The organism is Psychrosphaera haliotis, from assembly GCF_009728465.1.
Lineage (GTDB): Bacteria > Pseudomonadota > Gammaproteobacteria > Enterobacterales > Alteromonadaceae > Psychrosphaera > Psychrosphaera haliotis.
This window is the reverse complement of record NZ_WOCD01000001.1, coordinates 430,888-455,383: the sequence shown is the minus strand read 5'-3', so window position 1 is coordinate 455,383 and position 24,496 is coordinate 430,888. Positions and strand designations below refer to the sequence as shown.

General features: G+C 36.9%; 20 protein-coding genes. 19 read left to right on the top strand and 1 reads right to left on the bottom strand.

Annotated features, from left to right (window positions below; genetic code table 11):
- Position 1: 1 nt before the first annotated feature.
- The 17 genes from GNP35_RS02060 (at position 2) to GNP35_RS01985 (ending at position 19,415) form a co-directional block, all read left to right on the top strand.
- A complete protein-coding gene (locus tag GNP35_RS02060) occupies positions 2-325 on the top strand; it encodes a hypothetical protein (protein WP_155694067.1) in 324 nt (107 codons plus the stop codon).
- On the top strand, positions 247-1,404 hold the full coding sequence (locus GNP35_RS02055; protein WP_196492383.1) for a lipopolysaccharide biosynthesis protein: 1,158 nt from the start codon (positions 247-249) through the stop codon (positions 1,402-1,404). Before GNP35_RS02060 ends, GNP35_RS02055 begins: the two co-directional genes overlap by 79 nt.
- A 9-nt stretch (positions 1,405-1,413) precedes the next feature.
- Positions 1,414-2,292, top strand: coding sequence for a glucose-1-phosphate thymidylyltransferase RfbA (rfbA, locus tag GNP35_RS02050; protein WP_155694063.1), 879 nt, complete (start codon positions 1,414-1,416; stop codon positions 2,290-2,292).
- A 1-nt stretch (position 2,293) separates the two neighbouring features.
- A complete protein-coding gene (gene rfbC / locus GNP35_RS02045; RefSeq protein WP_155694061.1) occupies positions 2,294-2,854 on the top strand; it encodes a dTDP-4-dehydrorhamnose 3,5-epimerase in 561 nt (186 codons plus the stop codon).
- Positions 2,855-2,863: 9 nt separating this feature from the next.
- Positions 2,864-3,925, top strand: coding sequence for a dTDP-glucose 4,6-dehydratase (gene rfbB / locus GNP35_RS02040; protein WP_155694059.1), 1,062 nt, complete (start codon positions 2,864-2,866; stop codon positions 3,923-3,925).
- A gap of 91 nt (positions 3,926-4,016) precedes the next feature.
- Positions 4,017-4,880 (top strand): dTDP-4-dehydrorhamnose reductase, encoded by an 864-nt coding sequence (gene rfbD / locus GNP35_RS02035; protein WP_155694057.1) that lies wholly within the window; start codon positions 4,017-4,019, stop codon positions 4,878-4,880.
- A gap of 133 nt (positions 4,881-5,013) precedes the next feature.
- Positions 5,014-9,030: a hypothetical protein gene (locus GNP35_RS02030; protein ID WP_155694055.1), complete on the top strand. Its 4,017-nt coding sequence runs from the start codon at positions 5,014-5,016 to the stop codon at positions 9,028-9,030.
- Between the two features lie 107 nt (positions 9,031-9,137).
- Entirely contained in the window at positions 9,138-10,520 is a 1,383-nt protein-coding gene (locus GNP35_RS02025; RefSeq protein WP_155694053.1) for a hypothetical protein, read from the top strand.
- Positions 10,521-10,613: 93 nt separating this feature from the next.
- The gene (locus GNP35_RS02020; RefSeq protein WP_155694051.1) at positions 10,614-11,492 is read left to right on the top strand and encodes a hypothetical protein; all 879 of its coding nucleotides are present in this window, start codon (positions 10,614-10,616) and stop codon (positions 11,490-11,492) included.
- Entirely contained in the window at positions 11,470-13,806 is a 2,337-nt protein-coding gene (locus tag GNP35_RS02015; protein WP_155694049.1) for a glycosyltransferase family protein, read from the top strand. The genes GNP35_RS02020 and GNP35_RS02015 overlap by 23 nt, the downstream gene beginning before the upstream one ends.
- Positions 13,807-13,911: 105 nt before the next feature.
- Positions 13,912-15,051 carry an NAD-dependent epimerase/dehydratase family protein gene (locus GNP35_RS02010; protein WP_155694048.1) on the top strand — a complete coding sequence of 380 codons (1,140 nt, stop codon included), beginning with the start codon at positions 13,912-13,914 and terminating at the stop codon, positions 15,049-15,051.
- Positions 15,052-15,054: 3 nt separating this feature from the next.
- On the top strand, positions 15,055-15,780 hold the full coding sequence (locus tag GNP35_RS02005; protein WP_155694046.1) for a hypothetical protein: 726 nt from the start codon (positions 15,055-15,057) through the stop codon (positions 15,778-15,780).
- Positions 15,781-15,783: 3 nt separating this feature from the next.
- Entirely contained in the window at positions 15,784-16,107 is a 324-nt protein-coding gene (locus GNP35_RS15965) for a GSCFA domain-containing protein (protein ID WP_196492382.1), read from the top strand.
- A complete protein-coding gene (locus tag GNP35_RS02000) occupies positions 16,041-16,853 on the top strand; it encodes a GSCFA domain-containing protein (RefSeq protein ID WP_330997694.1) in 813 nt (270 codons plus the stop codon). Before GNP35_RS15965 ends, GNP35_RS02000 begins: the two co-directional genes overlap by 67 nt.
- A 296-nt stretch (positions 16,854-17,149) precedes the next feature.
- Positions 17,150-17,542 (top strand): acyltransferase, encoded by a 393-nt coding sequence (locus GNP35_RS01995; protein WP_155694044.1) that lies wholly within the window; start codon positions 17,150-17,152, stop codon positions 17,540-17,542.
- Positions 17,543-17,733: 191 nt separating this feature from the next.
- On the top strand, positions 17,734-18,438 hold the full coding sequence (locus GNP35_RS01990) for a glycosyltransferase family protein (protein ID WP_155694042.1): 705 nt from the start codon (positions 17,734-17,736) through the stop codon (positions 18,436-18,438).
- Between the two features lie 188 nt (positions 18,439-18,626).
- Complete coding sequence (locus tag GNP35_RS01985) at positions 18,627-19,415, top strand: KpsF/GutQ family sugar-phosphate isomerase (RefSeq protein WP_230961255.1); 789 nt, start codon at positions 18,627-18,629, stop codon at positions 19,413-19,415.
- A 101-nt stretch (positions 19,416-19,516) separates the two neighbouring features.
- Here the strand turns inward: GNP35_RS01985 and GNP35_RS01980 are convergent, their stop codons facing one another.
- The gene (locus GNP35_RS01980; RefSeq protein ID WP_155694040.1) at positions 19,517-21,466 is read right to left on the bottom strand and encodes a hypothetical protein; all 1,950 of its coding nucleotides are present in this window, start codon (positions 21,464-21,466) and stop codon (positions 19,517-19,519) included.
- Positions 21,467-21,711: 245 nt separating this feature from the next.
- On the opposite strand from GNP35_RS01980, the gene GNP35_RS01975 reads away from it, so the two are divergent.
- Positions 21,712-23,178, top strand: coding sequence for a glycosyltransferase family 2 protein (locus tag GNP35_RS01975; protein ID WP_155694038.1), 1,467 nt, complete (start codon positions 21,712-21,714; stop codon positions 23,176-23,178).
- Positions 23,175-24,410 carry a glycosyltransferase family 4 protein gene (locus tag GNP35_RS01970; protein WP_330997667.1) on the top strand — a complete coding sequence of 412 codons (1,236 nt, stop codon included), beginning with the start codon at positions 23,175-23,177 and terminating at the stop codon, positions 24,408-24,410. The genes GNP35_RS01975 and GNP35_RS01970 overlap by 4 nt, the downstream gene beginning before the upstream one ends.
- Positions 24,411-24,496 lie beyond the last annotated feature (86 nt).

Genomic DNA, 24,496 nt, shown 5'->3' with positions numbered 1-24,496 from the left:
CGTGAAAACAGATATTGAAAAATTAGAACAAGAATATCAAGCTTTGCAAAAAGATCACAGCGAAGCAGAGTGGTCATCAATTAAATTTTTGATGTCAAAAAGCGCGGAGCTAGAGAGTGAAAACCTCTTTTTGTCTTTTAGATTGCTTCAGCGTGCAAAAAATTTAGAACCTGAAAATAAGAAGTTAAAAGAGGCGTATGAGCGGGTAAGGGCAGCGGTTAAAACTAAAACCCAGGCGTACTACAAATGCGTTCTATCAAAGAAAAAGCTCAAGAAAAACTGGTTACCGCAGAGAAAAAAATTACACCAATTTATAAATTTTTAAAAAGGAAACCGGCGGTAGCATTTGTTTTGATCCCTTGGTTTTTGTTTGCTTTTTATCAACTTTTTATTGCCTCAGAGCGTTACGAAAGTATTTCTAGGATCATTGTTAAACAACCTTCAACTATTGCAGCTCCACTGCCAGAAATGGCACTATTAGGTAGTTTGGGTATGTCCAGTGGCGGTAATGACAGTTCATTAGTGCACGCCTATATTTACTCTACCGATTTGTTAAAGTACCTCAATGCAGAACTGGACGTATATGGCCATTATACAAGTAGAAATATTGATATATTTAGTCGCCTAGCCAGTGACGCAGAACAGGAAGACTTTTATGCTTTTTATAAAGAGCATGTGACTGTTTTGTTAGATCCTGCTTCTCAAATTATTGATATTTCGGTTCAAGGCTTTGAGCCTGTATTCGCACAAAAGTTAAACTTACTAATCGTTGAGCGCACAGAATGGTATATCAATACTATTAGCCAACGCTTAGCGCAGAACCAATTAGAGTTTATAAACTCAGAACATGAAAGAGTTGAAACAAAATTTGCTAAAGCTCGAACCGAGTTATTGGAGTTTCAAGAAAAGCATGAACTGCTAAATCCAGAAGCGGAAGGTGCGGCAATGCAAAACATTACTTATGGATTAGAGAGCCAAATAGTTAACAAACAAGCTGAGCTTATTGCCTTGTCCCAATATATGAGTAATGAGTCAAGTGAAGTAAAAACTGCAAAAAATCAATTAACAGCATTAACAAAACAACTGGAATCTGAAAGGCAACGTTTATCAGCGGTAACAGGCAAAAATATATCAGTTAGTCAGTTGTTAGGGAAATTTCAAGAGCTAAAGGTTAATGTAGAGTTAGCCATGCAATCATTTGCGTCTTCTTTGGTTTCAATGGAGAAATCTAGAGTAGAAGCGTACCAACAAGTTAAATATTTGGTTACCGTGCAAAACCCGCCATTGCCACAAAGCGCGGCTTATCCAACGGTTTGGTATAACATTATACTATTTGGCGTCATTGCATTTTTGTTATTCGGTATCGTCAGAATTGTTGTTGCCACCATCTTAGAATTATCATAAGGACTTAAAATGAAAAAAGGTATTATATTAGCCGGTGGAAGCGGCACACGACTTTACCCTTTAACCAAAGTGGTTAGTAAACAGCTCATGCCTGTTTACGACAAACCTATGATCTTTTATCCAATTTCCACATTAATGATGGCTGGAATAACAGAAATTTTAATAATTTCCACGGATAATGAGCTTCCTCGGTTCCAGGAACTATTAGGTGATGGCAGCGACTGGGGCATAAAGTTTGAGTATGTTGCACAACCAAGCCCTGATGGTCTAGCACAAGCCTTTATATTGGCAGAAGACTTTTTAGATGGCGAAGGCGCCGCTTTGGTATTGGGCGATAACTTATTTTATGGCCATGACTTGCCTAAATCATTGAAAAATGCCCGTGATATGGAGACTGGTGGAACTGTTTTTGGATATCATGTTGCTAACCCAACTGCCTATGGTGTGGTTGAATTTGACCAAGATGGCAAAGCGATTTCAATTGAAGAAAAACCAACGCTGCCTAAGTCCAATTATGCTGTACCTGGTTTATACTTCTTTGATAATCGAGTGGTTCAGTTTGCTAAAGATGTGAATCCTTCAGCTCGCGGCGAATTAGAAATCACCGACGTGATTGAGCGTTATTTAGACCTTGGTGAACTAAATGTTGAAATTATGGGGCGTGGCACGGCTTGGTTAGATACAGGTACGCATGATTCATTACTGCAAGCTGCAGAGTTCATCGAAACCATTGAGAAAAGGCAGGGCCTTAAAGTGTGTTGCCCAGAAGAAGTTGCTTATCGTCAAGGCTATATCGACGCAGATAAAATTCGGGAAATTGCAAAGCCGTTAGTTAAAAGTGGCTACGGAAAGTATTTATTATCACTATTAGAACATAAAGTATTTTAAAATGAAGTTTATAGAAACAGCGATTCCAGACGTAAAAATTATAGAGCCAACTGTATTTGGTGACGAACGCGGCTTTTTTATGGAAACATTCCGTGTTGCTTTATTCAATGAACACTGTGGTCAAGACGAACGCGGTGAAAGAGTGTTTGTTCAAGATAACCATAGTAAATCAGCGCAAGGTATTTTAAGAGGCTTACATTATCAAACTGAAAATACACAAGGCAAACTTGTTCGTGTAACTCAGGGTGAAGTATTTGATGTGGCAGTTGATATGCGCAAAGACTCTGCAACGTTTGGAAAATGGGTAGGCGTATTGCTATCAGCAGAAAATAAAAAGCAACTTTGGGTTCCAGAAGGCTTTGCACACGGTTTTTATGTAACCACTGAATCTGCGGAGTTTGTGTATAAGTGTACTGACTTGTACAACCCAAATGCAGAAGTTTCTTTAAAATGGGACGACCCAAGTGTTGGTATTGAGTGGCCTCTAGTAGAAGGGAAAGCAGCATTGTTATCTGCAAAAGACGAAGTTGGCTTAAGCTTTGAAGATGCACCAAAATTTTAGAGAGAAAAAATGAGTAAAGTAATTTTAGTAACAGGTGGTGCAGGTTTTATAGGATCAGCACTTGTACGGTTTTTAATTAATGAAACCGACAATACGGTAATTAATTATGACAAGCTAACTTATGCCGGTAATTTAGAATCCTTAAAGAGCGTTGAAGACTCATCCCGGTATCACTTTGTTAAAGGTGATATCTGTGACTTTGGTGCGGTAACAGAAACACTCGAACGCTACCAACCAGATTACATCATGCACTTGGCTGCAGAAAGTCACGTAGACCGTTCAATAGATGGACCTGGTGAGTTTATCGAAACCAATATAGTAGGCACTTATGCGTTGCTTGAATGTGCAAAAGAGTATTATCAAGGCCTGGGAGAAGATAAAAAATCAACTTTCAGATTCCACCACATCTCAACAGATGAAGTATATGGCGACTTAGGTGAAACAGGCCTGTTTACGGAAGAAACGCCTTATGAGCCAAGTTCACCGTATTCAGCAAGTAAAGCCGCCTCAGACCACTTGGTTCGTGCTTGGTATCGTACATTTGGACTGCCAGTTGTAGTGACAAACTGTTCAAATAATTATGGCCCATTTCACTTCCCAGAGAAGCTTATACCTCTTGTTATTTTAAATGCACTTGAAGGCAAGAGCTTACCTATTTATGGCGATGGTAAACAAGTACGAGACTGGTTATTTGTAGAAGACCATGCGCGTGCGCTATACAAAGTGGTTTCAGAGGGTAAGCTAGGCGAAACATACAATATTGGCGGCTTTAACGAGAAGCAGAATATTGAAGTAGTAAATACCATATGTGAAATTTTAAATGACCTAGTGTCGGATAAACCAAACAGTATTGGTGATTTTAAAGAGCTAATAACCTTTGTAAAAGACAGACCAGGGCATGATGTACGTTATGCAATTGACGCCGGTAAAATAAACAAAGAATTAGGCTGGCACCCAGAAGAGACTTTTGAAAGTGGTATTAAGAAAACCGTTCAATGGTATTTAGATAATCAAGAATGGTGCAAAAACGTGCAAGACGGCTCTTATCAAAGAGAGCGCTTAGGTAGTTAGGCACAAAATTAATCTCTTATTAGAAGCGCTGTTTATCAGCGCTTTTCAAGTTTTAGTTAAAGTTAAAATAACACTCGCTCGGAAGAATCAAATGGAAAACGACGTAATAGTAGTCATTGGTAAGTCAGGTCAGCTGGCATGGGAATTACAACAACTTGATACCCAGCAAAAGCTGGTGTTTTTTGGTCGCAACGATATAGACATCACTTCTCCAGAGAGTATCAAAGAAGTGCTTAGTAGCTTGAGTGTTAAAAGTATTATCAATGCCTCAGCTTACACAGCAGTAGATAAAGCGGAGTCAGAGCCAGAGCAAGCCTATTTAATTAACCGAGATGCGGTTAGAAACCTAGCCGAGTACTGCCAATCTAAGCACATCCACCTTACCCATGTTTCAACCGACTATGTATTTGGTGGTGACAAGGGCTCTCCTTATTTACCTGATGATGAATACAACCCTCAAAGTGTTTATGGCAAAAGTAAGATGGAAGGGGAGATCGCTATTAAAGAGGTATTACTGGATAACAGCGCGATTATTAGAACCTCTTGGGTTTATTCATCTCATGGTAATAACTTTGTAAAAACAATGCTGCGTTTAATGGGTGAGCGAGATCAATTATCTGTTGTAGATGACCAAATAGGTTCGCCGACTTCAGCGGCAGGTCTAGCTAAGTTTTGCTTACAACTCTCGAGTGAAGATATACCTGGTGTTTTCCACTATACGGATAAAGGCATATGTAGCTGGTACGATTTTGCAAAATTAATTCAAGACTTTGCACTTGAATCGAATAAGTTGTCTAAAAGGATTTCAATTACCCCTATATTTTCGGAACAATTTCCGACGCCTGCAAAACGACCTAGTTATAGTGTCTTAAAAGATTCAAAGGTTGATAAACTGAACAGGACTGAGCGAGAGCATTGGTCAGATAATGTTAAAGCCATAATTAGTAATATGTAATTTCCCCTTTAATTAAAATCGGTACTGGCTTTTTATGAGTGACATAGCGAACAAAAATATTCTAACTGTACTTGGTATGCATCGTTCCGGTACATCCGCCTTCACTAGGTTTATCAATTTATTAGGTATACCTTTGTCAAATAATTTATTAGGAGCCTCAGCTAATAATAAGACAGGTCATTGGGAGTCAAAAGCCCTTTATGAATTTAATAATCAAATGCTTAGCTCTAAAGGAAGGTTTTGGTTTTCTTGGGGGGATTTAGAGAATGATTGCAAGATTCTAAAGGAAGATTCAAAGCTTAGAAGTTCTGCGATAAATTTAATAGCAGCAGAAAAAGAAGACAAAAGTTACTTTGCCGTTAAAGATCCAAGAATGTGTATTTTGTTTCCTTTTTGGCGAGATGTGTTGGAAAACGATAACTATCAGGTAAACGTGCTTTTGCCAATTAGGAGCCCTTTTGAAGTTTCAGAGTCTTTATTTAACAGAAATAAAATAACTCCAACAGATGGATTGTTCTTGTGGTTGCGTTATGTTTTGGATTCGGAGCAAGCTTCAAGAGGGCTAAAAAGAAGCTTTGTTAACTATGACTCACTATTAACAGATTGGCGCAATGTTTACGACAAGTTATCCAAAAAGTTTGAATTATTACCTTTAGATAGCAATATTGAATCGGAAATAGATAGCTTTTTAAACCCCTCCTACCGACATCATAAAATTGAAGCTCATATCCCAGAAACATTTGTTGAATCAGTTGCTTTAAAGACATTTAAAATTTTATCTTCTTGGGCAGAGTATGGTGAAGTTGAAAGTGATTTTAAGAAATTGGATGAAATAAAAAATCAATTTGATTTAGTGGTGAGTTATGTTGACCCTTTATCAAATGAATTAAGAGCATCTTTGAGTGAGATACAAGTCAATAAAGACTTGATGAAGCGTAAGATCAAATTAAGAGATCTTGATATCAAAGAAATGAAGGCTCGGATGCAAGAAAATATAGAGTCTAAAGAAAAGCAGATAACTGTTTTGTCAGAGTCTATGAATATACTCAATAAGGAAATGAGTGAGAAAAATAAAATTGAGTCTATTCTTATCGAACAGCTTGAAACTTTTAAAGCCCATTTTAACGAACAGAAACAAAGAAATAGGGTTTTAGATAAAGAACTCGATGGAGTATTGAAGTTAAATAAACAGTTTCAAAAAAACAATTGCCTTCTAAGTAAAGAAAACGCTCGGTTTACGACAGAAATAAAAAAAGTAAAGAAAGCGAACGGGTTATTAAAGTCGGAAGTTTCTATATTAATTGATAAGTTTGAAGATGAAGCTAAGCAGCTAGAAAAATTTAAGCATGTAAACAATTATTTATCAATGAGTAATCAAACTTTAAAAAATAGTATTGAGTGGAAGCTATATAAGTCGATTTTCAAAAAAACATTTTCCTTGCTGAGAGTCTTAGTGGGTAAAAAGGCCAAACAAAGAAATCTAAATAGGCTGTTAGAAGTTTACGGTGTGATTGCAGAAAGCGGCTTGTTTGCAGCCAACTGGTATTTGACTAAGAACCCAGACGTACAAGAGCAAGGGTGTGACCCACTAACTCACTTTATCGAAACAGGAGCAAGGGAAAATAGAGACCCTAACCCAGACTTCTCGATAAAAAAATATAACAGTCACAGGCCAGATGTCTACAAAAGCGGAATTAATCCACTTTATCATTATATTGTATGCGGACAAAAAGAAGAATTCGAGTCGAAATATAAAGACTTTAAACAAGTAGTAGAACGTTCAAATTTATTTGATTCGAACTGGTACCTAGCTGAATACCCTGATGTTAAAGCTGAAGGCTTAGATCCACTGAGGCACTATTTGGAGTTTGGTTGGAAGGAAAATAGACTGCCCTTTAAAGGCTTTAAAGGCTTTAAAGGCAACGGTTATCATAGAAAAAATAACATCAGCAAAAATCAAATTCCTCTGATTCATTTTATAAAGAACCTAGATGTACCTAAAAGTAGAACGGATAACTTTGATAAACAAATTGAGTTGGTCAAAGGCTCTGCTCTATTTAATGCTACTTGGTATGAAAAACAATACCCAGATGTAAAAACAGTAGACATGTCTGCTGCAGAACATTATGTAAAACATGGCGGGTTTGAGTTTAGAGACCCAGGTCCTGGATTTTCAAGTCAAAGGTACTTAATACGATATCAAGATGTAGCGAAAGCGAAGCTAAATCCACTTTGTCATTATATTCTTACAGGTAAGAGTGAAGGAAGAAAGATAGAAGCTTCGGAATTTAAAAGTAGTTCAAATGGTACCAATACATTCTCGTTTGAAGAGCCCGCTTTTAAGATAACAAAAGACCCAGAAGTGGATTATCTATATAGGAAGAGTGTTGATAAAGAGCATAAGCTAGCTCAAGCAAAGTGCAACAAAAAACGAGGAGATGCAATAAAGGAGCTTGCTACCTTCACGAGCAACTTTTGTAAGCCTGATATCCAGACAAAGACTGATCCTGGAAACACTTTGCTAAAGTTGGTTACTCAACAGTGCCTTTCAGCAGATGAGAGATTAGCTTGTCAAAGTGAAGGGTTTTGGGAAAGTGCTGAGTACAGCGTAGCGTCATCTCGAAGATATATAGCTTTTAAAGATATTTGGTGTGCAGGTTCGAATACTATCAAATTTTCCAGTGAAGGTTTGGCGAATGATGAATTAAATGAAGTTTATATTGAGTTTTATCAGTACACGGGAGAAAACGTAACAGAGCTAGCAACCTTTAAACTAGGTATCTACCCGAAAATATTCTCAATAAATTTAATCAATAACTTATTGCCTATCTTTATTTTAATTAAAAATAGAGATGAACAAAATATTGAAAATTTGGTTGTACCATTTCCATCGCTATACCGTGGGGGTATGCATTTTTCAGAGTCCAAGGTATTCTGCAAGTCAAACTCATATTTTAAGTCAATCAGCCACTACTCATTGAGGCTTCTAAAAGAACTATTGAGTAGTAATAGTGGAACTATTTTAGTGGACGATGAGCTCTCTATAGGCCACGAGGTAATGTTGAGAGCAGATTGGCACCAGTGGTTAAAGCTAGTTTTTAATCGAAATGTTTTATTGAGTACAGTAGCAAGCAGTAGTCAAAATGAAAGTAAATCTCAAGGTGAGGACATGATCTCAGCTTCACAATTTCCGACTATTAACAGCCTTTGTAACCCAACTCAGAGCTCTTTGAATAAAATTATTAATTACAATATTTTGGATAACAAACTTAGGGTATTTAACTCATTCTTAGATTCAACTAACTTCTCTTCAGTCGTCAACTTTATCGACTCAAAAGAAGATGAAGCACGTTTGCTAATTGGTGAGCTAGGAGACAGAAACTTAGAAGAAAAGGCCTCTATAGGAATATCAGTTGTAATAAATGCCTCTAGTGGTGATGTTTCCAGAGTGCGTCAAACAATAACAATGTTAAATCGGCAGTTAAAGATCCATCTTGAGCAAATAATAATTGTTATGCCGAACACCTATTTTTCAATAGATTCGTTGTCTCATGAATTTCCAAAATCAACATTTATATGTTTACGAGAGTTCTCTAATATTGAGTCCCTAGAGTTTTCTAATGATGTTCTTTTTATCGATGAGTTTATTGAGGTTTATGAGCCAACAACACTCGCTAAAATGCTTGAGCAACTAGAAAAACCAAATGTTAGAACTATTGGTGGTGTTATTTTAGAAGAGGTACGTACTGACCTAGGCTCAACTGTTAAGGTAGATTCTATGGGTTATTGTTGCATACAAGAAGAAGCATCAAAAGCTATGTCCGTAGGGGCCGTAAAAGAAAACTCTTTATTAGCTGTTGGCGAATCTGTCGCTGTTGAGTTCATAGACCCTCGATTTTATTTTGTAAGGAGAGATACATTAGTTGAAAATCGTGATTTATTTTATTCTGGTGACCTACTCTCCTTTGTGAGTGCTTCTGTGAAACAGGCCCCTGACTCAACATATAATTTCGTTTTAACTCGAATTAGAGTAGGAAAGTATCAGTCAAATGTATCTTTAGATATCCATTCAGTGAGTGAAGAGTTAACTAACGTGATTAAACTTGAAAAAGGAAATAAAGTAATTTCACTAACAGAGGGCAAACTATGAACCTTTATATAGTCGTGCCCTCATTAGAGTATTTAAATCAAGCAGGTACAAGAATTCGTTATAGGCGAATTCAAGAGTCATTACAATCTTTAGGGGCTCGGCTCGAAATGGTAGATATTGATACAGTATCATTACAAGAAAACTATGAAGGAGATCTTTATATTTTTAGTAAATGTTATGATGCAAGAGCAATAATATTAGCCAAACACCTAAGAGCTAAAGGTAAAGTTATTGCTACTGACATTTTTGATGATTACTTCAGCCAGGTAAATGACCCAAGGTTCGTAAGATTAAGGAGTTGGTTCAACCAGTTGGTTGAAAATTGTAATTTTGTTCTATGCTCAACGATAAAAATGCAGAACGTAATTCATCATTTTTATCCAGATAAAAAGGTACATGTTTTAAATGATCCATATTTATGTTTTGAACATGATGCTCTAGCTGAAACTCTTGAAAGAAAACTCGCTGCAGCTCAAAACACAATGTGTATAAAGATTGCTTGGTTTGGAATGGGGGATAACCCAAACTTTAAAGTAGGGCTACAAGACTTAGTAGCATTCTCACATTACCTAGAGCCAATCGTTAACTCTGAATTCAAAGTGGAACTGTCTATTTTAACAAACAAGAGAGCGATGACTACTGAGAACCTAGAACTATTAAAGTCATTACCGATCAATTTTTATTTGGATGAATGGACCGAGCGAAAAGAAAGTATACTGCTAGAAGAAAGTTTAGTGTCTTTTCTACCGGTTAATTTTCAAAATTTTAGCATTGTAAAATCGATGAATCGTGCAATAACTGCACTTACTGCCGGGACTCAAGTTTTATCGGTTGGTGATGATCTATATCAGGCATTAGGAGAGTTTGTTTATCGAAGCCCTAATGATTTGTTAAATAATTTACGCTCTGGGAAACTGTTACTTTCTAGTAAAACATTAACAAAGCTAGATAAGCTTTTGGATACACTTGCCAACCCAATGATTGAAGCACAAAAACTATCTGATTTTATAAGTCAATTTCAGAATGTGGAGCAAAAGCATACACAACAAGGAAAGTTTGTGCTTTGTGTTATAAATGGCAAAGAAAGCTCAAATAGCGTTAACCAATTGACGAAAAAGTTAAATGGATTATCTGTAAAGACACCGTTCACAAAAAGTAACAATCAATTTGATGTGATTGTAGAGGTTATTAATAATAAGTTAGTTTTTTATGTCAAAGAGGAAGTGACGAAACTATTGGGTAAAAGGGTTCAAGGCTATATAAGTCAGAGGCTATCTATTAATAAAAGTCTATATTTTAAGGTGAACTTAGCTCTTATTGAAGAGTTAAACTGCCCTATAGAGTTTATTAACTTTGGTTCTAGTATCTTTTCTGACACATCGGATTACCCTGTTATTGTAAAGTCTATATTTTCAATTTTAGAAGCCGTATTTCCAAATTCAGAGTTAGTTTTTTCTGAACAGTCAAAATCAGGCTGGTGGTTAAGTTAAGCCAAACAAATTAGAGTGATCATGAACAATAATTATGCAATATTTATTATAAACCTTTTACAGGATATTAATATTCTAAGGCCCCTTATTTTTATGGCTAATAGCCATAAGCTTTATACTGAAATACTTGTGACTAGGCAGTTTTCAGCAAGAGATAAAGGTGGAAGCTGGCTCAAAGAGATTGAGGAAATAGCTTCCAAAAACAATTCTATTATTTACCCTGTTAAAGATGACTCCGATGCACTAAGAGTATTAAACAGAAAAGGGGGAGTGATTTATGCAGCGAGTGAATCGAACTTGGGCGCACATTCACCAACTCACAATATTCTAAAAATAGCTCCATCAAGTTTTACTACTACTACGTTACAACATGGTTTTGAATGTGTTGGCTTTTTACAAAGTAAGCAACATGATATAGCGCACGGAACAAACGTTGAATTTGCTGCGGATACAGTCTGTGGTTGGTTTCCGGAAGAAAAGATGAAATCTATGCTTGACTCTCAGAAAGACAAGCTCATCGTTACAGGACCTACATTGGCGTTACAAAATACGGCGACAGAAATTGACAATGAGATTCCTAAAGACATTGGTTTAATATGTGAAAACTTGCACTCCGTTAGGCTTTCATCGTCTGGAGATTTAAAAGCAGACTTTATGGATATGTTTGAAGGCTTCTGTAATCGAATTTCTGAACAAAAAGTTGTTTTAAGGCCACATCCTGGTGGGCAATATGTATTAAAAAATAAAGTGAAGCTGCCTAGCAATGTAACATTAGTGAATTCACCGACTTATAAAGTTGGTATGTCTCGCTTTGCATACGGAGTTTCAGCGCCGTCGTCAGTAATAATTGATATGCTGTTAGCCAAAATCCCCGTCGCAGTTTGGAGAGATAGTGAAGCGGTAATGGATGCTGATAATTTTGCGGGTTTGACTGAGGTAAGAAGTATTGATGACTGGGTTAAGTTTCTCTGAAGATGCGGTTAAAAACCCAGCCAAATATTTAGCCATTCAAGACACCTTCTTAAACAAAATTGGAATGCCAACGGACCCAGAAGATGTTTATAAAAGGTACACGAATCATATGCTTTCATGTTGTGAGGCTGGCGACTATGAAAATGAGATAAGTAACAATACACCTGAAAGAATAATGTTTGTTTCAAATGACTTTGTTCCTACATTGCAACTGAGCTTTATTAAACCATTGGCTAACCAAGTAGATGAAGGCAAGGTGACATTTGAATTTATCAGTGAACGTTATTTAAAAGCTAAATATAAGAATCAAATGTCTGCAATAACCGTTAGAGCGGATTTGGAAAAACAGCTGAATGAATTTAAGCCAACTCTAATTGTTTTTTGCCGATATAGCGGACATCACTCGGAGTATATGAGGGTCTGGGCTAAGCAAAGATCAATTCCAACTATTTATCACATAGACGATGATTTATTAACTATTCCAGAAAATATAGGTAAGGAAAAGCATAAAATTCATAATTCTCCTTATCGTTTGGAGTCTGTTCAGTACTTATTAAATAATGTCGATTTGGTTTACTGTTCTACAGAAAAGTTGAGAAACCGACTAGAAGAGCTGAAAGTAAACAACAAAATTTACGTTGGAAAAATTTATTGTTCAGGGCAAATATTAGAGCGCGCAGAGAATAGAGACGTGATAAAGATAGGCTACATGGCAAGTGCAGATCATGCCCATAATTTAACGATGGTTATCCCTGCAATTGAACATATTCTAGCTAAATATACTAACGTTCAATTCGAGTTATTTGGTTCTATTCCCGTACCCGAGCGACTAGAAAAGTTTGGTGAGCAAATATCAAGAGCCGAACCAATCAGCAATTATAATGAATTTTTACAAGAGTTTTCAAAATATAAATGGGATATTGGTATTTGTCCATTAGTGCCAATACCATTTAATTTAATGAAAGCTAACACCAAATGGGTTGAATATACAAGCGTGGGAGCAGCAGTAGTTGCAAACAAAGGGACAGTTTACGATGAAGTAATAGATGGAGATTGTGGCTTGCTAGCGGAATCAACCGCGGATTGGATAGAAGCGTTCGAAAAACTTATTGAATCTCCGAGGAATCGTTTTGAACTTGTAAAAAATGCTCAACACAAGATTGAAAGCGAGTACTCCTTGGAGAACCTAAGAGCTCAAGTCTTTGAAGTAATTAATCAAGCAAAACAAATTACATTTAAGTCTGAGTTAAAAGAAAAGATACTTTTTATTTCTAATGGGCTGATTCCTACCTTACAACTTAGTTTTATTAAACCCTTGAAGTCTATGAGTGACAAAGGTGAAATAGACTACATGACAATCACTGAGCAGGACATGGTTGCAGAGTTTGGCGAAATGCATACTGCAAATGTTGTTGAGGACTGGTTACACTATCAACTGTCAAGTTACTTACCAACGGTTATTATTTTGTGTCGTTATAGCGGACCCCACAGCCCGTATATTAGACACTGGGCTAAGGTCAATAATACTCCTGTCATTTATCATATTGATGATGATTTATTAAATATACCTAAGGAACTCGGCTTAAATAAGCACAAATCTCATAGTACTCCAATGAGGCTTGGGTCCGTTAGATATTTACTTGATCATTCTGATTTAATTTACTGCTCGACTGCGAAACTCAAACAAAGATTAAAAGAGTTAGAAGCAGACAGTCCGATATACGCTGGTGATATATATTGCTCAGGTCAAGTTATGGTGGAAGCGGAAGAGCGACCAATAAAAACGATAGGTTATATGGGGTTTGATCATGCTCATGACTTTGAGTTAGTCATAGAGCCATTAGTAAAGTTTATGAGATTGAACACTGAGGTTAATTTTGAGTTGTTTGGATCTATACCTAAACCTGTGGAATTAGAGGAGTTTGGGGACAGGGTTATTTTGGTTCCACCCGTGCGGAACTATCGGGAGTTTCTGAAAGAGTTTGCCAAAAGAAAGTGGGATATTGGTCTCTGTCCATTACAAGATACTGAGTTTAATCAAGTTAAAGCGAATACAAAGTGGGTTGAATATAGTTCAGTTGGGATTGCCGTTATTGCAAGCTTTAATACTGTTTATGACGATTGTTGTGAAGATAATTGTGGCATATTAGCCCGCGACAAAAATGGTTGGTTTGATGCTTTGGATTTATTAAGTGGAAACCCTAATCATCGCTATAACATGGTCAAGAAAGCTCAACAAAAATTAATCGACACCTATTCTGAAATAGCTCTAAAAGAGCAAGTTTTAAATGTGATTAATCAAGCAAAAAAATAGCAAATTAGAAGGTAAGACTTCATACACTAAAATGGTTGGTAAAGTTATTACCAACATACAAAAATAAAAAACCTCAAAGGTTAGTGCAGTAGAAAAGGAAAAAATATGAAGAATTTACTAATTACTGGTGGCGCTGGTTTTATCGGTAGTCACCTATGCCGAGTTTTACAAGGTTTGAATCTAAACATTACGGTATTAGACAACCTTTCTCCTCAAATACATGGGCACAGCGCAACTGAACCTAAATGGTTGAAAGAATATGGAATAAACTTTATAAAAGGTTCGGTAACCTCTAGAGATGAATTGGAAAATGCATTAAAAGGTACTGATGCGATTGTTCACTTAGCCGCAGAGACTGGCACAGGCCAATCGATGTACGAAATTGAAAAGTATAACAACGTAAATAGCCAGGCAACTGCACTGATGTTGGACATAATAGCCAACAAAAAGCACCATAATGTTAAACGTATTTTATTGGCGTCTAGCCGCTCTGTATATGGGGAGGGCGCATATAGTTGCAACAATTGTGATGATGTACAACGTATAACGCCAGCACCTAGAACACCTCAACAACTAGAGGCCAATGCCTGGACAGCCTCATGCCCAAGTTGTGGCTCTATACTAGAGTCACAACCGACCAAAGAAACAGATCTAATTAGACCAGCTTCAATATATGCTTCAACAAAGTATGCTCAAGAAGATTTGATTGCAATAGCTTGTGAGTCCTTGGGCATTGGCTATGGCATTTTACGTCTTCAAAATGTTTACGGAGAGGGCCAGTCGTTAAATAATCCGTATACTGGAATTTTATCTATTTTTTCGACTAGAATTCGAAGAGGATTAGAGTTACCAATATTTGAAGACGGTTTAGAGACTAGAGACTTTGTTCATGTGGAGGATGTTGTTCATTCGTTCAAAGCTGCGTTATTAAAAGAACAATCACCCAATTCAATTGTTAATGTTGGTACCGGTGAGCTGACTACCGTGATCGATATAGCAACAAAATTATCGTTAGCATTTGGCAAAGAGCCAAAGATTAAGGTTACAGGTCAATACCGTTTGGGTGATATTCGTCACAACCGAGCTGATATTAATAAATTGAAGGAAGTTCTAGATTATACACCGTCTATAAGTTTAGAAAACGGGTTGAGTAGATTTGTAAACTGGGTTCTTGAACAGCCACTACCTGAAGATCAGTTAGAAAAGGCAAACAAAGAGCTTAAAGACAGAAATTTAATGGGTTAGGTTATGAGTATTAAAATTTATATTTTTGGTGACAGTCATACTCATTGTCTTAAACGAGCATGGAAGCACAATGAAAATAAATCGTTAAAGGAAGACGTTAAAATAGTTACGTTTTCCAAAATAAAAAATGGCACAACAATTGGTGATATTACAGTTGAAGAGTTAATATCTGAGTTACATACTTTAGATGAAAGTACATATGTAGTGTCTTGCACTGGTGGTAATCAGCATAATGTTCTTTCATTAATTCAGCACCCAATAAAGTTTACTCAAGCTTCATTAATTGACAATTTAGGCTCAGAAGTTGTAATTCCCGAGCAAGCTTTTAGGGAACTTTTTCTTAAAGGTATGGCAAACGATATGAAAAGGCTGTCAACAATTAAAGATGCAGTGAAACAGCGAATAAATCATGTTGTAGCTCCTCCACCTAAAAAAGACGAGGCACACATATTAAAAAGACATGAAACAGACTTTACTAAAAAAAATATTATAGGTAATGGTGTAACAGAGCCCTATTTAAGACTGGAGATATATAAACATCAAGTGTTTGCCACAAAGACTTTATGTGAGCATGAAGAGATAAACATAATAGACTTTCCCGCTGAGGCGAAAGATAAAGATGGTTTTTTGAAAGAGTCTTATTATGCACCAGATGCAACTCATGCAAATGAACTTTTCGGTAAGTTGCTACTTGATAAAATATATGCACAGATAACAGCAGGAGCTTAAGTTATGACTCATCCCTATAAAAATTTACCGACAAAAGCGTTTTGGAGAAAGGCAGTACAAAAAACCGAAATGCTTAACGTTGACCCGGTTGGTGAGTTTAATTTAAAAATATCGAAAGATACAAAAGTCGCCACCGCTGGTAGTTGTTTTGCTCAGCACATAGCAAGGCACTTGAAAAACTCAGGTTTTAATTATTATGTAGAAGAGAAAGGACATCCAATTTTGCCTTCGCATGTTTTAAAAGAGTTTAACTATGGTACATTTTCTGCGCGGTATGGCAATTTATATACAGCTCGTCAATTATTGCAATTAGCAAAAGAGCCATAGGTGAATTCCAGCCCCTTGAGTCTGTTTGGGAGCACGAAGATGGCAGTTTTAGAGACCCATTCAGGCCTAATATACAAGCAAATGGCTTTGTATCTGAACATGAAGTTAATTTAGATAGACAGCAACACCTCAATTCAGTAAAGAAAATGTTTGAAAGTCTTGATGTTTTTGTTTTTACTCTTGGGCTGACAGAGTGTTGGAGAGCAAAAGCCGATGGAGCTGTTTTTCCACTGTGTCCAGGTGTTGAAGGTGGTGATTTTGATGAGAATAAATACGAGTTCTATAATCAAACTGTAAGTGATGTAATCGCAGATATGACAGAGTTTAACTCTATCTTACAAAGATTAAATCCGACTTCACAGGTTATTTTAACGGTTTCACCGGTGCCTCTAATGGCAACCGCTAGTGAGAATCAACATGTTTTGTCTGCGACTACTTATTCTAAATCTGTTTTAAGGGTAGCTGCTGAGGAGCTCAGTAAAATGGATAATATCCATTACTTCCCATCCTATGAAGTTATAACAGGTAATTACAATAGGGGGAGTTATTATGCTGATGATCTGCGTAATGTTCTAGAGGATGGAGTTAGTCATGTAATGGGGCTATTCTTCAAGCATGCTACAGAAGGCGGATTTAGCGGGGTTCCACTAGAAGAAAAAGTTGAAGAAGTTGCTGAGGATAAGTCGATAAAAGCTGCTCGTGAACTTGTAGAAGTTGAATGTGATGAAGAGTTACTGGGGCGTTAAATGGCAGATACATTAAAACCTCTTGAAAATACTGATCAAGATAATGAAATAAATATACATTCGAAAATAAAATTAAAGGTTGGATTTCAGGAAAGAATAATAAAGTTATTATTGAAGAGCCCAGTCGAGAGACAGACTTATATATCCACATTCATGGAAATAATAATATTATTACCATCGGGAAACAGTCGTTACTAAATGGATTAAGGATAGAGGTAGGCAGTAAAAAGTACAGCTCATCTAAAGTCTCCCTGAATATAGGCGCTGGTTTTTCTATTGCGAGTAAAGGACGTTTTTTGCTACCGAATGATGGGAATCAGTTATTAATTGGCGAAAACTGCATGTTTTCAAATAATGTAATAATCCGAGGTGGTGAATATCCTCACTTAATTTTCGACCTGGAGTCTGGAGAGTACCTTGATAAATCAGATGGAATTGAAATCGGCAACCGTGTCTGGGTTGGAGAGGGTGCTTACATAAACAAATCTGTAAGACTTGAGAATGGATCTATTGTAGGAGCAAGAAGCGTCGTAACTAAAAGGTTCAATGAGGAAAACTGTGTAGTTGCTGGTAATCCAGCCAAAATAGTAAAAAGTGGTGTTCAGTGGGTTAACAATAAAAAGTCTCTTAGCAAAGACTCGGTCATGTACCAGTCATTAATGAATGAAAAAGCAAAGCGATTGAATTAAAACTGAGCCGTTTAATACAGACTTAAGCGGCTTTAATTAACTACTAATAGAGAGTTCCTAAATTTTGACTTACTCTCGCTAAACTAGGATATCACCTAATTTTGTCACGCTATGTTTTAAAAGCTGAATGTGTATTGAAAAGGCTCTTGATAACTATTACCCTTACAGCCTTTAATGACTAAGGGACAATAATGAGAAAAGTATTTATTGGCTATACATCCTATCAAGATGTTGTTTATCAGGTTGCAAAACACTCTATCGAGCGCCAATCAGAAGACGTAAAGTGTTACCCAATTATCCAACAAGCGTTACGCGATTTAGGGATTTATTATCGGCCCGTAGATACAAATGGCAGTACCGAATTTTCAATCACTCGCTTTTTGACTCCTTGGCTAGCTGGCTATAAAGGCTGGGTGATGTTTTGCGACAATGATGTCCTAGCATTAGGTGACATAAATGAGCTTTTTGACTTAGCTGATGATAAGTATGCGATTATGTGCGTCAAGCATTCACACAAACCTACTGAAACAGTTAAGCTTGATGGTCAAAAACAAACTCAATATCCACGGAAAAACTGGTCTTCTGTTGTACTGTGGAACTTAGAACATCCAAAAAACAAACAAATTACGCCGGAACTGGTGAATGAAGTATCCCCTCTCTATCTGCATCGCTTTATGTGGCTAGAAGACCATGAAATTGGTGAAATAACTCGAGATTGGAACTTCTTAGTAGATTGGTATGACTCTAAAACGAACTCAAAGCCAAAGCTTTTACATTATACGGATGGTGGACCTTACTTCAAAAATTACCAAAACTGCGACTTTTCAGAGAATTGGAAAGCTGAGTTTAAATTAATGACAGGAAAAGAGTTTACTGACTCGGATTTAATAGATTAATTATCTAAGTGACTCTCTTAAGAATAGTTAGGATAGAATTTCAATGGAAAGATATAAGCAAATTGGTGAACAGGTTCTAAAAACGGAAGCTGAAGCGCTATTAAATTTAGCGAACTCAATAGATTGAGCAGTTTACACAATCAATAATTGAAATTCTAAACTGCGAAGGTCGGGTAATCGTTTGTGGAATGGGTAAGTCTGGTCTAATAGGCAATAAAATTGCTGCAACGTTAGCTAGTACAGGTACTCCTAGTTTTTCAATGCACCCAGGTGAAGCCTTCCATGGTGATTTAGGAATGGTAACTCCGGATGGCGTCTTTCTAGCCATTTCTAATACAGGTGAAACAGAAGAGATAGTTAAATTACTAGGTTTTTTGAAGAGTAATGGCAACACTTTAATTTCAATGACTGGGAACCCTGAATCTACATTAGCTCAAAATAGTTCGTGCCATATTTATGTCGGAGTAGAGAAAGAGGCGTGTCCATTACAGCTAGCTCCCACAGCGTCCACAACAGCAGCATTGGCAATGGGAGATGCGCTAGCCGTTGCTTTAATGGAGGCAACGGATTTTAAGCCAGAAAGCTTTGCTCGCTTCCACCCAGGAGGAAGTCTAGGGAAGAAATTACTAGAGCGAGTATCTGATGTCATGATTACTGAAGAGTTACCATTTGCATCTCAAGACTGCAATTTAGCAGAGCTAATTAGCACAATTACTAGAGGAAGTTTAGGTATCGCTATTATCCTGAAAAACGAGCAGCTAATCGGTATTATAACAGATGGCGATCTTCGTAGGGCTTTGGATAATTACCAAGAAAGATCCTTTTCGTTAAAAGCGATGGACATAATGTCAGTCAACCCCAAAACTGTTTTAAAGGGTGGCCTGGTTTATGATGCATATGAATATATGGATAGACTTGAAGTAGACAAACTTCTGGTTGTTGAAAATGAAAAAGTGGTGGGGGTTTTACGGAAATAGCGAGAGTTATTTACTCACTTATATTGGAAAAAGGCGCAAACAGATTCTTTGCGCCTTCTTCTTTAGCCAAACTTATTAGCCAAACTTATTAGCCAAAATATCTAGTCTGAACTTTCAAATTGCTCTAACTCAAAGTTTAAAATCCAAGCCTCAATATCACCTTCTTCACTATCTAGTTTAAAAGTGATTTGTTGCTGTCCTGCTTTAGTTCTTATTTTAAATTCTTTCGCTTCTGTATTCCCAATGCTTAGCACTTTTTCACCGTCAATATATACGTTTAGCATATCGCTAGATTCAGTCACTACTCTAGCTTCTAAAGTTAAAAAGCCATATCCTAGCTCGCGAGTAAAAGTGATTTCTGAACACCAATCTTTGCGTATAAACGAGTTAATCGAGCCATTTGCAGGTTCACCTTCGTTAGCTGCTGCTACTTCTTCGAAGTTCCAAGCTCCACATTCTCTATATATACTATGACCTGAGTACACACCGTCATCAGGATCATACGCAGGCCATTGACCATCAAGTTCTTCACTGTCAAAGTTTTGAGAATATACTAGCGACATTGCAGGGACCGACTCGGCATTATTTGGATCCGTATTAAATACAGAAACTTCTTCAAAGTCGGTAAACTGGTCAGTGTCTGAATCAGAACTTATTAAGCTGGTTTTATGCGTTGTTGCCTCGTCAATGTCGCTTAAATTGTCGCTGTCAGAGTCTGTTTTAAATGGGCTTGATTGATATAAGTCATGCTCGTCGGTATCGGATAAACCGTCATTATCACTGTCAGCACTATTAGGGTTTGATAAAAAGACAAACTCTTGAGCTTGACTTAATCCGTCATTATCAAGGTCTGTATCGGCGTCTGACGCATCGTTTGAGTCAAGGCTATAAAAGTCTTCCCACCAATTAGGAATACCATCTTCGTCGTTATCAGCTAGTGAAGCTTCTGTTATGTCCAAAACGTTTAAACCAGTGTCATTTAAGGCAATGCTCCAAGCACCCGATTCAGATGAAGACACCCCAAGGATATTTCCATAGTATACGCGGTTGTCACTGGTTGTGACGTCAACAGCCTTAAAATCAGAAATGTTTACGGTGTGTATATTAAAAAAGTCTTTAGCGTTGTTGTTGTTGTTGTTGTTGTTGTTGTCATTGTTATGCAATGTCACCAAGCCAAATTCAGGGTGGTAACTAACCGACTTAACTTCCGCAATGGTTGATTCGATTTTATAAATCGATTCACTAGAGAGACTACCTTTCACTTCACCAGAAGTTTTACTAATAGAAACTGAATAACTGGGTAAAAGTAAGAAACTATCACCATTATTGCCTTCACCAGATTGAGCACTTAAATTTGCATCAGAAAAATCGTCATTAATATTGATCGAAATTGAAGTTGCCGTCTCATTATCAAACTCAACCAAAGAGTAGCGAAGCTGTTTATTAACCTTGTCCCATCCTAATATTTCGGGTGCAAATTCAACATCAAATTCATCTAAGGACACTGTAAAAGCAGACTCTAGATTTGGGTCAAAAAACTCTATATCATTTTCACCAGCAATAGAGACAAAACTATCAGTCAGAAAAACGTCGACAATGGATTTACCAAAACTCTTAGTTTTTATTACTTCACCTGTTTCTAAACTAAGTGAAGTAACCGTTGATTTGCTAACCCCTTGTTCCGGATCAGCTCGTGTGTAGGCAAGAGCAATCTGAGCGACATCGTTTATTTGCAACTGCGTATTATAGGCTACAAATTCATAATCAAGTGGAAGGTTAAACTGACCTGAAGCAGCATTTAATGCAAGAATTCCATTATGCTCTTTAGCTTTTAAATAAAACACGCCATTAGACTCTGCGGCAATTAAAACAGACTTTCCAGCAAAACTAGTTAGTTCGGGACCTACATACTCGGCCTCTTCCTCTACTTCTTTCTCTTCCTCTATTTGCACTTCTTCCTTTTCAACAGGAAGCGTCTCTGACTCACTACTACAGCCAGCTAAAAAAAGGCTTAAAATTAAAAAAGAGGGGACTTTGGGAATGATACTCATTATTCAACTCCATTTGATAGATTAATTTTTAATATGTACAACAAATAAAATTATCATATATGAGTATATGAGTATATGAGTAACTAAATGTTAACAAGGTGTTACAAATGGTTTTAAGGACGCATTGAAAGGGAGATGACTCTTGGTGGTTTTGCCTTGTATTACTAAATTGTTACTCGTAAAAAAGTGAATAATTTGTTATAAATGCACCCAGAATTCTCAATATCTTATGCGCAAAAGACTCAATGTTAAATACAAAAATAAAAAAGCTTGTTAAAAAGCTTATCCGTTACGACTCAGTGAAAAACCAGATACTAACCTTAGATTTTAGTTACGCTGCAGATAATAAAGTGGTTGTTGTTGGTTGGTGCGCAAATAAAGAAAGCGCAATTACAACAGGGCTTGCCGCAGATTTAGGTAAATCTTCTTGTGATATTCAAGTTATGGAATTTCCGCGTCCAGATGTTAAAAAGTCTCTTGCGTTAGCATCAAACGACCATTGTTTTGGCTTTTTAGCGATTGTGGATTGCCCAAAAAGTCAATTTGATAAAGTGATATTTAGCCATTCAGGTATTAACTTCCCAACTAAGAATATGCGACTAACGAATGTTGAGTCGGTTAAGTCGCTGGTCGCTCATGCAGGACCAAACCCAGAAAATGCCTCAGACTTTTTAGCGCAAAACGGCATTAAAATATCGAAAAAAGATAAAGCAGGCCCAGCTGTAATTAATAGGCCTAAAGATCCAGATATTGAAAGAATTAAAAAAGAGCTCGAAGATTTAAAAGTAAACAGTGATGACTTTAGTACGAAGTTAGTTAGTTCAACATTACCAGCCATACACAAAATTTGGAAAACACGTCAAGCGCAAAAAAACGATGTTAAATTACTTAGTTTTGGTGACGTAAATGAAAACGCAAAGCTATCAATTGTTGTGCCTCTTTATGGGCGTTATGACTTTATGCAGCTGCAAATCTCACAATTCTCTAAATATCCTGATTTTGATTCAGTAGAGCTAGTTTACGTGCTTGACGATCCAATGCTTGCCCATGAAGTGAGGATCACTGCAAAAGGGATTTATGAAACCTTTGGTATGCCATTTAAAGTGGTTTTTTCTGAACGTAACCTTGGCTTTGCCGGCGCAAACAATTTAGGTGTTGAGTACGCTACCTCTGAAAACCTATTGCTATTGAACTCAGACATTATGCCTAAGCACAAAGGTTGGGTCACTGAGTATTTGAAACAATTTGAAAACACTGAAAACTGCGGCATCTTAGGCGCTACTTTAGTATACGAAGATGAAACCATTCAGCATGCAGGCATGGAGTTTAGAAAAGATGAACATTTTCCAGGTATTTGGATGAATCATCACCCATTCAAGGGTTTTCCTGTTGAACTAGTAAACTTGCCTGATGTATTTGAATCACCGCTAACTACTGGTGCTTGTATGTTAATGAAAACAAGTCTTTATCGAGAGCTTGGCGGGTTTGAACCTTTGTTTGTGCTAGGTGATTTTGAAGACTCAGACTTATGTTTAAAAGTGCATAATAAAGGGCTGAAAGTAGCAGTATCATCAACAGTTGTTCTTTATCATTTAGAAAGGCTTTCTCAAGACTTAGTAGACTCAGGCGACTGGAAGTTTAAATTAACTCTGTTAAATGGAGTGTATCAAGTGTCTCGTTGGGAAAAGTTAATTAAGGAGTTGGCAAAGTGATAAGCAGTGAAGACAGAGTTTTAATTATTTCTCATGGGCACCCAGATTTAAATAAAGGTGGTGCAGAGATCGCAGCTTATAACATGTTTCAAGAATACCGCCGACGTGACATCGATGCATTCTTTTTGGCTCGAACAGGACAAACGCCTCATGGTGGTGCTTCATTTTCTACTAGAAATAACAGCCATCGCGAAATTATGTTCCATACCACCATGGACGACGGATTTTTATATTCAAACATTAAAACTCGTCAGTTGTGGCAAGAGTTTAGAGAAATGTTGTTAGCGATAAAGCCAACTATCGTGCATGTTCATCATTATGTATTAATGGGTGTTGAGATCCTTGAGGAAATCAAAAATACGTTACCAGACTGTAAGTTGGTGTTCACCATACATGAGTTTTTAGCAATCTGTCATAGAAACGGTTTGATGTTAAAAACAGATGGTAAGCTTTGTTACAAATCATCTCCAAGAGACTGCCACTCTTGTTTTCCGGATAAGCAACCGGGCGACTTCTTCTTAAGAGAAAAGTACTTTAAATCAATATTTGAAAATGTAGATGATTTTGTTTCACCATCTCACTTTTTAAAACAAAGGTACGTAGATTGGGGATTAAACGAAGAAAAAATTAAAGTTGTTGAAAACGGCCAGCCAGTGCCGGTAGAAATAACAAAAATTGAAGCTAATAATAAAAAGGTTAGCTTTGCATTTTTTGGCCAAGTAAATCCGTTTAAAGGAATTAGAGTTCTTTTAGATGCGATAAAGTATTTAGACAAAAAAACTCAAAACCTTATTTCGCTGGACATTCACGGTGCGAATATTGAGAACCAGTCAGCCAAATTCAAAAAGTATGTGTCAGAGGCAATTAAAAACTCAAAAGTAGCTATTAATTTCCACGGGAGTTACGAGCCACATGAAATGCCAACGTTACTTGCAGAAGCTGATTGGGCAATAGTGCCATCAATCTGGTGGGAAAACTCACCTATGGTTATTCAAGAAGCGTTTAATTACGATGTGCCTTTAATTGTTAGTGACATAGGTGGTATGGCAGAAAAGGTTAAACATGGCGTAACGGGTATTCACTTCCGCGCAGGTAAGCCGTTAGCACTAGCGAATGCCATAGAGCAAGTGGTTTCAAATCCTGAGCTCAGAACAAACTGTATTAAAAATATTGAAAAACCACTATCAATCTCTAAATGTGCAGATGTTCATTTAGAGCTGTATAAAGGTTAATTGAATTTGAGTAAAAGTTTAGCTGCATTAAGCTTTTACTCAAAAACTGAAAGCAATAGTCCACATCTTCATTAATATGTAATAAA

What these genes read in the sequence shown, in the direction of transcription:
- GNP35_RS02055 (WP_196492383.1), top strand. Translation starts at nt 247, where the DNA reads ATGCGTTCTATCAAAGAAAAAGCTCAAGAAAAACTGGTTACCGCAGAG.
- rfbA (WP_155694063.1), top strand. Translation starts at nt 1,414, where the DNA reads ATGAAAAAAGGTATTATATTAGCCGGTGGAAGCGGCACACGACTTTAC.
- rfbC (WP_155694061.1), top strand. Translation starts at nt 2,294, where the DNA reads ATGAAGTTTATAGAAACAGCGATTCCAGACGTAAAAATTATAGAGCCA.
- rfbB (WP_155694059.1), top strand. Translation starts at nt 2,864, where the DNA reads ATGAGTAAAGTAATTTTAGTAACAGGTGGTGCAGGTTTTATAGGATCA.
- rfbD (WP_155694057.1), top strand. Translation starts at nt 4,017, where the DNA reads ATGGAAAACGACGTAATAGTAGTCATTGGTAAGTCAGGTCAGCTGGCA.
- GNP35_RS02025 (WP_155694053.1), top strand. Translation starts at nt 9,138, where the DNA reads ATGGTAGATATTGATACAGTATCATTACAAGAAAACTATGAAGGAGAT.
- GNP35_RS02020 (WP_155694051.1), top strand. Translation starts at nt 10,614, where the DNA reads ATGGCTAATAGCCATAAGCTTTATACTGAAATACTTGTGACTAGGCAG.
- GNP35_RS02015 (WP_155694049.1), top strand. Translation starts at nt 11,470, where the DNA reads ATGACTGGGTTAAGTTTCTCTGAAGATGCGGTTAAAAACCCAGCCAAA.
- GNP35_RS02010 (WP_155694048.1), top strand. Translation starts at nt 13,912, where the DNA reads ATGAAGAATTTACTAATTACTGGTGGCGCTGGTTTTATCGGTAGTCAC.
- GNP35_RS02005 (WP_155694046.1), top strand. Translation starts at nt 15,055, where the DNA reads ATGAGTATTAAAATTTATATTTTTGGTGACAGTCATACTCATTGTCTT.
- GNP35_RS15965 (WP_196492382.1), top strand. Translation starts at nt 15,784, where the DNA reads ATGACTCATCCCTATAAAAATTTACCGACAAAAGCGTTTTGGAGAAAG.
- GNP35_RS01990 (WP_155694042.1), top strand. Translation starts at nt 17,734, where the DNA reads ATGAGAAAAGTATTTATTGGCTATACATCCTATCAAGATGTTGTTTAT.
- GNP35_RS01985 (WP_230961255.1), top strand. Translation starts at nt 18,627, where the DNA reads ATGGGTAAGTCTGGTCTAATAGGCAATAAAATTGCTGCAACGTTAGCT.
- GNP35_RS01980 (WP_155694040.1), bottom strand. Translation starts at nt 21,466, where the DNA reads ATGAGTATCATTCCCAAAGTCCCCTCTTTTTTAATTTTAAGCCTTTTT.
- GNP35_RS01975 (WP_155694038.1), top strand. Translation starts at nt 21,712, where the DNA reads ATGTTAAATACAAAAATAAAAAAGCTTGTTAAAAAGCTTATCCGTTAC.